11 protein-coding genes, 1 tRNA gene and 1 pseudogene are annotated in these 13117 nt (G+C 49.6%); 7 read left to right on the forward strand and 6 right to left on the reverse strand.

Annotated elements, in window-relative coordinates; all coding sequences use genetic code 11:
• Positions 1-8: 8 nt before the first annotated feature.
• Together H6F93_RS28170 and H6F93_RS28175 are read right to left on the reverse strand one after the other, a co-directional pair.
• Positions 9-173 (reverse strand): annotated as a pseudogene (locus H6F93_RS28170) (IS6 family transposase); the annotation flags it as partial.
• Between the two features lie 150 nt (positions 174-323).
• A tRNA-Pro gene (locus H6F93_RS28175) sits at positions 324-397 on the reverse strand.
• A gap of 125 nt (positions 398-522) precedes the next feature.
• Between H6F93_RS28175 and lipA the strand changes: the two genes are divergently transcribed.
• The 6 genes from lipA (at position 523) to H6F93_RS28205 (ending at position 6526) form a co-directional block, all read left to right on the forward strand.
• The gene (lipA, locus tag H6F93_RS28180; RefSeq protein ID WP_190688358.1) at positions 523-1410 is read left to right on the forward strand and encodes a lipoyl synthase; all 888 of its coding nucleotides are present in this window, start codon (positions 523-525) and stop codon (positions 1408-1410) included.
• 520 nt (positions 1411-1930) lie between these two features.
• A complete protein-coding gene (locus H6F93_RS28185; protein WP_190688361.1) occupies positions 1931-2173 on the forward strand; it encodes a hypothetical protein in 243 nt (80 codons plus the stop codon).
• A 280-nt stretch (positions 2174-2453) separates the two neighbouring features.
• A complete protein-coding gene (locus tag H6F93_RS28190; protein ID WP_242043663.1) occupies positions 2454-2762 on the forward strand; it encodes a hypothetical protein in 309 nt (102 codons plus the stop codon).
• A 176-nt stretch (positions 2763-2938) separates the two neighbouring features.
• On the forward strand, positions 2939-3124 hold the full coding sequence (locus H6F93_RS28195) for a hypothetical protein (RefSeq protein WP_190688364.1): 186 nt from the start codon (positions 2939-2941) through the stop codon (positions 3122-3124).
• A gap of 115 nt (positions 3125-3239) precedes the next feature.
• Positions 3240-4004: a foldase protein PrsA gene (locus H6F93_RS28200; protein ID WP_190688367.1), complete on the forward strand. Its 765-nt coding sequence runs from the start codon at positions 3240-3242 to the stop codon at positions 4002-4004.
• Positions 4001-6526 carry a peptidase domain-containing ABC transporter gene (locus H6F93_RS28205; RefSeq protein WP_190688370.1) on the forward strand — a complete coding sequence of 842 codons (2526 nt, stop codon included), beginning with the start codon at positions 4001-4003 and terminating at the stop codon, positions 6524-6526. The genes H6F93_RS28200 and H6F93_RS28205 overlap by 4 nt, the downstream gene beginning before the upstream one ends.
• A gap of 119 nt (positions 6527-6645) precedes the next feature.
• Here the strand turns inward: H6F93_RS28205 and H6F93_RS28210 are convergent, their stop codons facing one another.
• Complete coding sequence (locus H6F93_RS28210) at positions 6646-7077, reverse strand: SRPBCC domain-containing protein (protein WP_190688374.1); 432 nt, start codon at positions 7075-7077, stop codon at positions 6646-6648.
• Between the two features lie 200 nt (positions 7078-7277).
• Between H6F93_RS28210 and H6F93_RS28215 the strand changes: the two genes are divergently transcribed.
• Entirely contained in the window at positions 7278-8669 is a 1392-nt protein-coding gene (locus H6F93_RS28215; protein WP_190645930.1) for a malic enzyme-like NAD(P)-binding protein, read from the forward strand.
• A 77-nt stretch (positions 8670-8746) separates the two neighbouring features.
• Here H6F93_RS28215 and H6F93_RS28220 read toward each other — a convergent pair whose 3' ends face one another.
• The 3 genes from H6F93_RS28220 to H6F93_RS28230 form a co-directional block, all read right to left on the reverse strand.
• Positions 8747-9241 carry a DUF427 domain-containing protein gene (locus tag H6F93_RS28220; RefSeq protein ID WP_190688378.1) on the reverse strand — a complete coding sequence of 165 codons (495 nt, stop codon included), beginning with the start codon at positions 9239-9241 and terminating at the stop codon, positions 8747-8749.
• A gap of 25 nt (positions 9242-9266) precedes the next feature.
• Entirely contained in the window at positions 9267-9752 is a 486-nt protein-coding gene (locus H6F93_RS28225; protein WP_190645928.1) for a Crp/Fnr family transcriptional regulator, read from the reverse strand.
• A gap of 173 nt (positions 9753-9925) precedes the next feature.
• Positions 9926-12961: an MFS transporter gene (locus H6F93_RS28230; RefSeq protein ID WP_199314141.1), complete on the reverse strand. Its 3036-nt coding sequence runs from the start codon at positions 12959-12961 to the stop codon at positions 9926-9928.
• Between the last annotated feature and the right edge of the window lie 156 nt (positions 12962-13117).

Below are 13117 nucleotides of genomic sequence, written 5' to 3' on the forward strand. Positions count from 1 at the left end.
CCTTACCGTAAAACCCAGCGGTTGATGGTTGAGTGATCCACTCCCATGCCGCGCTCCTGCATCATCTCCTCTAGGTTCCGCTAGCTGAGTGAATAGCGGCAGTACCACCGCACATTCAGCAAGATGATTTGGGGCAAGAAATGCCGCCACTTGAACAGACTAGGAGGAGACATTGGAGAGCGAGCTGGTAGAGTTGGGCTTGTCTACCCTACCATTATCCCGTTTTTGCGACACAACCACTGCAAATAGGTCATCGAATGCAAACTGTGAAATTAATTCTTTAAAACTGCCCATTAATTCTTTAATGGACATTAATGGATAAATCGGGATGAAAGGATTTGAACCTTCGACCCCCTCGTCCCGAACGAGGTGCGCTACCAAGCTGCGCTACATCCCGTAGTTTTTCAACTTTACACTAGCCTATCACAGCAAACGGGTATCCAAGTCATTCACTTGTGGCTCTGATTTCAAGTCCTGACTCTTGCTAAGATTAGATTTGTTAACGTTTGGGTAAGGTTAAGCGTGACTGTTAAGCCAGATTGGTTAAGGGTTAAAGCGCCTCAGTGGGAGCGGGTCGGCAGTGTCAAGGAAATTTTGCGTGACCTGTCGCTGAATACAGTTTGTGAAGAGGCTTCCTGCCCCAACATTGGTGAATGCTTTAGTCACGGCACCGCAACTTTTTTGATCATGGGTCCAGCCTGCACACGAGCCTGCCCCTACTGCGACATTGATTTTGAGAAGAAACCTCAAGCACTTGACCCAACTGAACCATCCCGGTTGGCAGAAGCGGTTCGCCGGATGAATTTAAACCATGTCGTGATTACATCTGTGAATCGCGATGACCTACCGGATGGCGGTGCATCTCAATTCGTTCAGTGCATCGAAGCAATCCGGGTTGTTTCTACTAAGACTACCATTGAGGTTTTGATTCCAGATTTGTGTGGAAACTGGGAAGCTCTGGAAGTGATTCTGCAAGCACGGCCGGATGTGCTGAATCACAATATGGAGACCATTCCACGATTATATCGACGGGTTCGTCCTCAGGGAGACTATGAGCGAACTCTAGAATTGTTGAGGCGATCGCACCAAATTGCTCCCTGGCTCTACACCAAATCGGGAATCATGGTGGGTCTGGGCGAGACTGATGCAGAAGTGCGTCAGGTAATGCAAGATCTGCGATCGGTAGACTGCGACATTTTGACGATTGGACAGTATCTTCAGCCCACGTCTAAGCATTTAGCTGTACAGCAGTTTGTTACGCCTGAGCAGTTTGCTGAGTGGCAGCAATTTGGTGAATCTATCGGTTTCCTTCAGGTTGTTTCCTCGCCTCTGACCCGCAGTTCTTACCATGCTGAGCAGGTACAGGAGTTGATGGAGCGCTACCCCCGAACTGCTGATCTCTCAATTTGACGCAATCTATCCAAAAAGAACTTGTAAAGGCATCCATTTAGAGAATGGGTGTCTTTACAAATAGCGTCTTGTTCGCAAATTAAGTAGGGCTGCGGTTCTCACGGACAGAGGCGGAAACCGGCAGTTAGGTTTGTGGTGCACAGCACTGCCTAATTCTATTCCCTAAGAGCGAAAGACTTTCTTGAGTCTTGCTTCTGTAGATCTATAGAGTTGAATCTAAAGCAAAACTCTTGACAGAGATATTTACCCATAACTTTTAGCTAAAACCTAGATACTACTCTAATGAATAAATTTAGAGCAGTTAAATGGAAGTTTTACTACGAGCGTATTTATAGAAGTAGAAAGGCGATCGCAGCTAGATAGAACCAAACTATTGCTTAAACAATCCTTATTTCTACACACAAATTCAGCCTGGATTGTTAGCCAAAAACTGTTTCTATTTACCGAAGGAACCTTAATAAAACTCCTATAAATGTGCTCCAAGTTTAAGCTTCCTCTCTGAACAAGTGGAGAATTTATTATGGTTGGTCAAATGTGCTGGCTATCTAAACTTGGGAAAGACGGGGAGAAAATTTTACACTTAAAAGCTCAACCGAATGAACCCTGGTTGCCTTATACTGCCTATCCCCAGTTTGCCGCTCCAGATTACAAGATTCCTGGGGGTTCAAAAGGTTGGGCAACTTATCAGAAATTGATGAAAGCGGGTTGGACATTAATACCCAGTTCCCAGGCTAGAGAACTGGTGGCTTTATCTAGACATTAATACTCTTTCAGTTAATCCGTTTTCAACCACTTATTAACGTGTATTGCTTTTGGTTATCTGATACCAGCTGTATCTAGAGATGTGGGTAGGGGCGCGCTGCGGCACACCCTTGCAGAAATTGATACGCTGCGAAATCTTCTAAACCAATGTGCGATACACCTGGTAAATAATCATTGGTTGTTGGACATCAGCATTGTTCAGCTACTAGCTATAGCTAAGCAGTGTTAATAGCTAGGTTCAACGATAAAACATTCAATTCTTTAATCTTCAAATTAGAATCATGAATACTCTATTAATTCAGCAAGAGCTTGGCTGTGGCACCAGAGACTTGGATGAAATAGCGATCGCTCCTACGCTTCATCAAGTCCCTGTATTACCCAAATTTAACCGGAGTGAAACGGTAAGTTTCTTAAGGGGTATAGGTACGATCAAAAGCTTTCAACCTACTTCTGGTACCTGGATGTATCGAGTGGAGATGGAGTTAGGACCAGAACCAGAAATGGGTCGAATTGGTAGCGAAACAACAGTTCTGCTATACGAATCTGATATTGACGAAGTGGCGATCGTCAAAGAACAGGGATTGAATTAGTTCACGATTTCGTAGGGGCAAAGCATTCGGCAAGTGTTTTCCAGATAGCTACAAAGATTTTGCGCGAATGCTTTAGCTCCTACAGGTGAGTGTTTGCTGCACCAATGTAATTCAACAGGCTCATCCCATTTAGACGGGCATAACAATTTCCCGCAACAAACTTTCAAGGAGATCCCATGTCATTCATAGAATACGCTTTTGTCTTTGCTCTAGTTCTGACCGTACTGCCATTTTCGATCGTGCAAATGGAGGTTGCCCTTAATCAAGACGAAGACGTTGAAGCTTTTTGCCTCTGGGTTTGCCTCGCAGGCTTGATGGCAGGCTTGCCCCTCATGGTGACGACGATGGAACAGGTTGTTTAGCTTCTTGGCTAAGTTTGTAGTCCAGTAATTTTACTTAACTTAATGAATAAAGTTTGGGTGAAGTACCTTTGGGTTTGGGCATAATTGAGTTTGCTAGCGAGTAACTGGCCGATTCATGACATCCGAACCCTTTTTGACTGTTGACGACCAGCCCATTTCTCTTGGGCAAGCCATTCGATATTTACAGACGGGCAGAAAATTCGACGCATTCATCGGCGAAATCATTCGCCAGTTTGTCGTTGACCAGGAATTACAAACCCGTGAAGACCTTAAAATCAACACGGCCGCAGTTGAGCAGGCTGTGATTGATTTTCGCTTGGAGCAGCAGCTTACTGATCCAAAGCAGTTTCAGGAATGGCTCTCTGGCAATGGGATGGATTATGAGGCATTTCACAATCAAGTCTCTTCTGGGTTTAAGCTGCGAAAGCTGAAAGAAGATGTGGCGTTACCCAAGCTGCAAGAATATTTTATCGAGCGCAAAATTTTCTTAGATCGGGTTGTGCTGTCCCGCATCATCGTCGTCGATAAAGAACTGGCTGAGGAACTGAGAAGCCAAATTCTAGAAGAAGGCGCAAAATTTGAACAGCTTGCTAGGGAATATTCCCTGACCGATGACCGCATCGTAAACGGTATGGTCGGTCCAATCAGCCGAGGGACAATGCCAGATACGCTGCGGGCGGCAGTTGATTTGGCAAAGTCCGGAGAAATTGTCGGACCACTGGGAATGGAAGATCGGTGGGGATTATTTCGCGTGGAAGAATTTCTTCCAGCCTCACTTGACGATCTGCAATTAAGGCAAACCCTGATAGACGAGCTATTTGAACAATGGCTGATGGACAAAATTCAGGGATTGCCGATCAAGCTACAGGTGGGCTCATGATTACTGATGACCAGCTAGCTAGCATTCTGTGGGATTCTCCCCCGCTTAACTGGCTATCTGCCGAACAGCAAATTCGACTTAAAGATCAGGCAAGGACTCGCTATTGCGGGTTAGGAGAGGTGATCTGGTCTACAGATACACTTGGAAGCCAGTTTCTAGTGATTTCGGGGAATGTTCGCCTGATTCCTGATCAGGGTAAACCGACGGTGCTGAAGTCGGGCGACTGGTTTGGCGATTTTCCAGAACTGACCGATCAGTGGAAAGCTAGAGCTTCCAGCAAAGAGGTTGTCCTAATTCAATGGGATGCTCAGGTCTGGAAGGCGATCGCCACTCCTGAAATCAAACAATTCTGGCTAACGCTGCGATCGCGCTATCAACCCGAATTTTCGACTGCGCCGCAGCCTGTTTCTGGCTACCCCTTTGTATCCGCAATCAACACCGCTGCTGCCTGTCTGACGATGTTGTGTCAGTACCTAGAAACTCCAGCTCAGTTGGAATGGGTGCAGCGTCAACTCCGAGGACAACGCCCTAAAGATCTGGCGGACACAGGCGAAAAGCTAGGGCTGCAACTGCGACGGGTTCTGGTGAGCAACTGGCAAGACCTGCGGCAGCTTACCCTGCCGGGGCTGATTCGCTGGCGGCAAGAGCGCTGGGTGGTCGTCTATGCAGTGAGGGGCGATCGCCTCGTCATTGCCGATCCAATGAATCCTAGCCAGACCTGCGAAAGCATTCCCAGAGCGATGCTAGAGGAAGTTTGGGATGGGCAACTCTGGCAGGTCGAACTTGTTCAAAAGCAAGAACAATTCAGCCTGACCTGGTTTTTGCCTGCCGTCTGGCGGTTTCGCAATCTGCTAGGGGAAGTGCTGCTGGCTTCCTTCACCCTGCAACTGCTGGGGCTGGCGACTCCGGTGATCACGCAGGTGGTGATCGATAAGGTGATGGTGCAGGAAAGTTTGGCCACGCTTGATGTGATGGCAGTTGCCCTACTTGCCGTTGCCATCTTCGAGGCGCTGCTGGGCACCCTGCGGATGTTTATCTTCACCCACACGACCAATCGGCTCGATCTAGGCCTCTCTGCCCAGCTTTTCCGGCATTTGCTGCGGCTACCGTTGTCTTACTTTGAGGCGCGGCGGGTAGGAGACACGGTCGCTAGAGTGCAAGAACTGGAGGAAATCCGTCAATTCCTCACCAGCACTGCTCTGACCGTCATCCTCGACAGCATTTTCTCGGTGGTGTATTTGGCGGTGATGTTCTACTACAGCGCTCGCTTAACTGGAGTAGCGTTAGCAGTGATCCCGCTATTCGCGATTTTGACGCTGATTAGCACCCCCATCCTGCGAAACTGGCTGAATGAAACCTTTAACCGCAGTGCTGACAGCCAATCTTTTCTAGTGGAAACGGTAACGGGGATTCACTCGGTTAAGGCTCACGCGGCAGAAAAGACATCGCGCGATCGCTGGGAAGGGCTCTACGCCCGCTTCATTCGCACGGGATTCAAAGCCACCACCACCGCTAACATCAGCAACCACATCGGTGACTTCCTCACCAGTTTCTCGGCACTGCTAATTCTTTGGTTTGGTGCAAGGCTAGTGATCAACCAGGACTTCACCATTGGTCAACTGGTTGCCTTTCAAATGCTCTCCGCTAGAGTCACAGGCCCTCTGTTGCGCCTGGTGCAGCTCTGGCAAAACCTCCAAGAAGTGCTGCTTGCCGTTGACCGCATTGGCGACATTCTCAACGTCGCCCCCGAAGCAGAACCCGGAACGGGTTTGGTGTTGCCGCCGCTGAGAGGACAGGTCAACTTTGACCAGGTATTTTTCCGTTATCAGGCGAACCAGGAGCCGATTTTGCGTGGCGTTTCCTTTGACGTAGAACCCGGCATGTTCGTTGGCATTGTTGGACGCAGTGGTTCTGGTAAAAGTACCCTCTCCAAACTGATTCAGCGGCTCTACCAATCTGAGTCAGGGCGAATTTTGATAGACGGGTTTGACATTAAAAGTGCAGACCTGTCCTCGCTCAGGACTCAAATTGCCGTTGTGCTGCAAGAGGATTTCCTATTCAACGGCTCCATTCTGGAAAACATCACGCTGGGAAATCCTGAAGTAACGGCAGAGCAGGTGGTAGAAGCTGCTCGTATGGCTGTTGCCCATGATTTTGTCTGCGATTTACCCGATGGCTATGAAACGGGCGTAGGGGAACGGGGCACTGCCCTTTCTGGTGGACAGCGTCAAAGAATTACCCTGGCACGGCTGTTTCTCTCTCAGGCTCCGATCCTGATCCTGGATGAAGCCACCAGCAGCCTTGACGCAGAAACCGAGCAGCAGGTGCTAGAAAACCTCCAGCGCGTCTCCAAAGACCGCACGATGTTCTTGATTGCTCACCGTTTTGCACCGCTTAAACGAGCTGACCTAATTCTGGTAATGGAAAAGGGTGTCATTGCTGAACGAGGAACGCACGACTCATTGATTCAGCAGAAGGGACTGTACTGGTCGCTCTACCAGCGCCAACAGATGTCTATCTAATCCATTACTTCTTTCCCTCGTTCCCAGGCTCCGCCTCATAATGCTCAACTAGAGGTGCCTCCTCCACGAGGCGGAGCCTCGCGACTAGCTGGGAATGAGGTCGAACCTTAACTAAAATTTTAGGAACGTTCGACATATTGCTTCAGCTCTTGCGCCATTCTTCTTAAGCCTTGCTGCTCGTCCTGGCGAATGAAGGGAAAAAACAGGCGAGTTAACGGACCAGAAAAGTTTTCTCGGTGAATGTATTTAGTGCGTTTGCCAATATCTAGTAGCTCAAAGACATGCTCATTCCGGAATCCGGGAGCAGAGGAAAGCCACTGGAGACATACTTCCGGCTGAAGTAGAGTAATCGTAGGTTGAAACTCGGTTTCCTCTTCGCGGGAAACTCGCTTGAGCGATAGCCAGACCGTTTTGCCTTGCTCGAAGGGCTGAACCGGATCACGATCATAGAGAAAGGTATTCCACCGAAGCCAATCTTGCTTGTTGAGCAATGCTTGCCAGACTGCTGAGCGGGGCGCGTCAATCTCGATTTCGACGTAGAGACTTGGCATACAGGTGAAATTGATCTACTCGGTGTGACGGAGTACAGTCATGAGTTTATCGCTAGCCTAAGCTGTGAAGGGCTTGCGTACAGCATTAGTCTTTGAGAAATTCCTGAGCAGAGCAATCAGGAACAGGCTCAAAGCTGTAGCATTAAAGTCCTGACTAGATCGACTCGTATTTTTTATCCAAGGAGAGCAGCGGCAGCAGTATGGTCAGCCTGACACCCAATCCTAGTTTTAGTCTAACGATTCGTTTTCAGCTTCCTAATCGGGCAGGAACGCTGGCTTGTGTAACGCAGGCGATCGCCGCTGCTGGAGGCAACATCGGGCAGATTGACCTAATTGAGCAAAATCGTAAAACTCTGGTTCGAGACATTGCAGTTGATGCCTACAGCACTGAACATGCTGAACGGATAGTGGCAGACGTGAAAGCGCTCACAGACATCAAGGTAATCAGCGTCTACGATCGCACCTTTAACCTACATCGCGGCGGCAAAATTAGCGTCCAGAGCCGGATTCCGCTAAAGACTCAGGGCGATTTGGCGATGGCTTATACACCGGGGGTGGGGAGAATCTGTACGGCGATCGCTCAAGATCCAGAACAGGTTTATGCACTGACGATCAAAAGCAATACGGTGGCGATCGTCACCGATGGCAGCGCTGTATTGGGATTGGGCAATTTAGGTCCAGAAGGTGCTTTGCCCGTAATGGAAGGCAAAGCCATGCTGTTTCGCGAATTTGCTGGGATTGATGCTTTCCCCATCTGCCTAGATACACAAGATACCGATGCGATCGTCGAAACGGTAAAAAATATTGCGCCTGTGTTTGGTGGGGTCAACCTGGAAGACATTAGCGCCCCTCGCTGCTTTGAAATCGAAGCTCGACTTCAGCGAGAGTTAAACATTCCGATTTTTCATGACGACCAGCACGGCACCGCTATTGTCACTCTGGCAGCTTTGTTCAATGCGCTGAAGTTTGTGCAAAAGCCGCTAGAGCAGGTCCGAATTGTAATTAACGGAGCAGGCGCAGCAGGGGTGGCGATCGCCCGTCTCTTGCACAAAGCCGGAGCTACAGCAATTTGGATGTGCGACTCACGCGGCATTATTTGCCACAGCCGCACCGATTTAACTGCGCAAAAGCGCGAGTTTGCTGTTGATCAGAGCGGTTCCTTGGCAGATGCAATGGTTGGCGCAGATGTATTTTTGGGAGTCAGTGCGCCTGGAGTGTTATCCCCAGAAATGGTGCGATCGATGGCGAAAGACCGGATTGTATTTGCAATGGCAAACCCGATCCCGGAAATTCAGCCAGAACTCGTAGAAGACGACGTAGCGGTGATGGCAACTGGACGCAGCGACTACCCCAACCAGATCAACAACGTGCTGGCGTTTCCTGGAATCTTTCGGGGAGCGCTGGATTGCCGAGCCGCGGCAATGACCACCACGATGTACCTGGAAGCTGCGATGGCGATCGCCTCTCTGATCAATCCCTCTGAACTTGACTCCGAACACATCGTTCCCTCGGTGTTTGACGAGCGAGTCGCCCCAACAGTCGCCGCTGCTGTGCAGCGAGCTGCTCGTCAGGAGGGCATTGCTGCCAACTAGCAAGCGCTGGTAGGGGCGTTCCGCGAAACGCCCCCATGGGATGTCTATGGGTATGGATTGGGTTGGAAAATTGCTCCTTACCAGCCCCAGGTTCCGGCACTGCCTTTAAACGGACCGACGATATCCTTGGTAATCCAGCCGCCGTAGAAGTCACCGGGCTGGGGCTGCACCTGTTCGCCGTCCACATAGCAAGCTTCCATACGGCTAGGGTAAACCGCTACGTAGTCCTTAAGCGCAGCAAAGCGGGAAGTGGGAGATGGATAAAACCATGCCGCATCCTGAGCCTGCTTATCGTTGACTTGAATAGTGTAGTAAGCTGCCTGTCCCTTCCATTCACAGAAGGTTGAGCGCGAAGTTTGCTTGAAGTACTGCTGCTGAATGTCTTCAGGCGGAATGTAGTAAACCGGTGGGTGGCTGGTTTCTAATACCCGCTTGGCACGATGGGTGTCGGCGATCGCCACACCGTTAAAAATAATCTGAATGTGTTTGGTCGAGTCTTCTAGCCGGGGAGGACGGGGATAATCCCAAACAGACTCCTGCCCAGGACCGGGGGCAATACGTTCACGCGACACTGAATTCTCCTCTGCATCATCAAGATCAAAGCTCTGCTAGCTTTTCTTGAATCATAGAAGGCAACCTGTGTCCATCGCCATCTTGCAGCGTGTTCATCTTTTGATTAAGTTCTCGAATCCGTCGAGACAGCAAGCGAATAATGTTCACCGCAATGCCAGGGGTTTCATCAATCGCTTCATAGAGCTGCTGTTGGGTTAGCATCAAGCATTCGCAGGGTTCTAAAGTGGTGACTGAAGCGGAGCGAGGTTCTGCATCAAACAGCGACATTTCGCCAAAACTGTCTCCCTGCTGAAATCTAACAATTTCGTGATTGCCAATGTGAACCCGCACTTGCCCAGACACCAAAATATAGAGCGATCGCCCCTCTTGCCCCTGTGTAAAAATGGTGTGCTTGGTTGGGAAAGATAGCTCATCCATGATGGAAGCTAACCGGACGAGAAAATCATCCCGTAGCTCTGTAAAAATTGGAACTCCCCGAACAAACAGTAGACGATCAACGCTAGTCAGCATAGAAAACCGATATTAAAACTTCCCTGGGCAATCTTGCTTGAACCAAGCCACACCGCTTTCACCTTTCCCTATAGATGCATACCCCCAAAAACGGCAAGCGAGACAAGCGGTCTGCCACTAGCTTGCCCATTTTCAAGCTTTTTTTGTCTGTCAGTCAATGCCGTGGCGATCGCCTAGATCGGCTCAAGCCCAGAATGACCGGGCAACCGTACCGCACCATTTGACTGCCCCTCAACACCAGAAATTGCAGCGTTCAATGGCTCAAGCCCTAATTCTGCCATCATTTGGCGTACTTGAGCTGCAACCAAACGATCTGGATCGTTCTGCAACAACGGCAGCAGTTCTGGCAGCACTCTGGGTGAAGCAACTTTCAGGTAAGTTAGCACAGCTTCCCGCACAAACCCTGTCGGGTGGCGCAAGCAAGAAAGTGTTTGCTCTGAAGTGAGGCTCCAGCGGGCTTGACGGGCCAGGTGAAAACAGCAGGATAGCGTCCAGTCTGACAAAAAGCTGCGTAGCTCTAATAAATGCCGTAACCGCTGACTGGGCGACATCGGCGTGTAAGGCATAATCTCTGCTAAACTTTCCAGCTTCTCAAGCGTAGAGCGGCGATCGAGGATGCTCAACAGGGCTCGTTTACTGGGAATGTCGAGGGTATTATCCAAAATTTCCAGCCCTCTTGCCATGCTGTCGTGGGAGTCAGACTGGAGGTTAAAGGATGCTGCCTGAATTGCGCTAGAAGGATAGAGAAACCGCATCAGCAGAAATAGCCGCTCGAATGCATCGAACTGAGCATCATTCAGCGATCGCCGCAGCAAATCTGCTTCGCGCCCAGACACTCTTTCTGGAGTCAAGTCCAGCAGGGCTGCGTAAACTTGCCCAATGAACAGCAATTCCTGATTAATTAGATTCTCAACCCCGCTTCGCCCTAAGATATCGGCAACTGCATCAATGCCAATCTCTTGCGGTAGCTTTAGCAGAATTCGCAGAATGTTGCGACGAGTTGCTCCCCAGGCAGTCATCAGTTGAGCGACCAGTGCATTCAATGCTTCTATCGTGCCAATTTGACCAATTGCCGTCAGCGCATAGGTTCTGATTAGCTCCGGTTTGCGAACGTCTTCTGCCAGTTCGATTAGCATTGGGATCGCATCATTTTCTAGACGCACCAACGCCCGCATTGCCGCCTCACGGGTAGATTTGTAGTGCAATCCGCGCAGGAGTGAAGGATAGTACTCCTCTAAGTGAGTGGCGGCGATCGCCTCCAGCAAAGCGCACCTCACCCGCAACGACTGATCCTGCAGTAGCGGTCTGATATACAGCCGCAGCGCTTGCAAATAAACTGCCTCACCTAGCGCCCGACAGCCCATCACCCGTTCTCGTTCCCGCATATGGGTCAACATTCGTCGCAGCGTATCCGTTGCTTCTGCCTTTTGACGAGGATTGCCACGCCTGAGCATGAGAGAAGCGGCTGTTCCTCTCACAACTGGATCAACCTCCGACTTCAGATAAGGTCGCAACTCCTGCATATCTGGATCGGGTTCCGTCAGCCAGACATAGCGCAAAGCAACTGCCAAAACTTCTGGCTGCAAGTCAGATTGCTGAATCAGCGCCCTGACTCGATCCAGGTAAATCAGATTGGGAAAGTTGAGCATTGTCTCCAAACTCTGACGCTGCAAAGCAGGAGACATATTTGGTAGAAGCGGAGACAGCACCTCGCCAACATTTTTGGGATCGATATGGGCGAGTAACTCAATGCAAGAATGTTTGTCCGCCTCAGTACCAGGGCGATCGAGCGCTTCCACAACCGCCCGCTTAAATGTTCGCAAATCTACATCTGATAGGCTCAACTGTCCCCGTTCTGCACTGAGTACCAGCAGCCCCAGATATCTAGAGCGCAACAGCAGAACGGCTCCCAGCCAGACCCCTGCAAAAATAAAAATTTGAAATAGAAAGACTCGGCTCTCCAGGTTTTGAAATAGATTAGCGTCTACGTTAGGAAAAAGCCGCTGACAAAGCCAGATGGTAATTAAGATTCCAGCGCCAGTTAAGCCTGAAGAAATCGGTTCAGCAATCCCCCGAACTGTAGACTGAATGCGACTGCGAACCGTATCGGGAATAGGTTGAAAGAGAACCGGGCCAATGCTCGCTAGCAGCGTGTAGCGCAGCAGTTCATCTAAAAACTTGAGAATGATGACGCCCCAAAATAGCCGCAGCAAGTCGATGGAGGAGAGAAAGCTGAGCACCGTGAGCAGGGCCGGGGGGAGAATGGCGATCGCAAACACCCCCAACCGCTCAATTGCTCGCCCTGAAATAAACCACTGTGTAATCAGCTCAAAGATGCCGAGAATGCCGCTAAATAATGCCAAAAAAGCCGCAATATCGGAAACGCTCAGGTTTTGCTCTAGCTGACTGAGATATTGAAAATCAACCAGCAGCGACAAAATCTGCGCCATCACAAAAAAAGCGACGATCAAAATGACATAGCGCTGAAGCGGACCTCGTAGACGACGCGCCGTAAAGTCATGTTGAGTTTCCTGCAATCTACGCTTGAGAGAGTCAGGAAAGGCTTGCTGGTATGCCTCACTGAGATAAAACAAGATCCCCGCCCCAACCAGCAGCATCAAACTTGCCAACAAAATAACGTTAGAGAGTCCGATCCAGGACTGCAAGAGTGGCAAAGAAAACCCGCTCAATACATCAGCCGCCAAAATACCGCTGCTGATTAAAGGGTAAGTGCGTTTAATTTCCCGAATGTTAAATAGCTGATTAGCTGTAATGGAAGTGTTGAGTTCATTTAGAACATAGATTGCTTCCAGCCAAAGCCGCATTAAGAAGATGGTATACCCGCCCAAAAAAGCCGGATTCAGCCCTAGACGAAAGATGAACAGCGGCATCGCCATTAGCACTGCAATGATTACGATCACCCGACGCAGCGGCAGAAATTTCTGCATCAGCGAGTAGACAAATCCTAAACCTGTCCCAATTCCAGCACTGGCAATATAGATCCAGGGTAGGGAGTCAGCCCCGTATTCACCCAAAAATAGTGCTGCGGCACTAACCTCCAGCCAGAGAATACCAATAGACGTAGCGGTGTAAAAAGCAAACATGAGGAATGTTCGCTCGCTTTCCTCTGGACGGAGGTTAAACCACTGTAACCACCTCCATTGGGCTGCGTTTTGACTCGCAGCAGACCACCACCCATTCAGATTCATGCAGTCTTGCCCTGCCCTTACAGCTTTTTGTCAATGCTTATCATATAAGCACGCCTTGGAGCTTTCACAGCTATTTTCTGATGAACAAATTTGGACGTGGAAGTCAAACCTCCACGTCCAAAATCCCTATGGTTTGACCACTTCCTGTGTCGCCAG

It is taken from the genome of Leptolyngbya sp. FACHB-671 (assembly GCF_014695745.1).
Taxonomy (GTDB): Bacteria; Cyanobacteriota; Cyanobacteriia; order Elainellales; family Elainellaceae; genus JAAUTN01.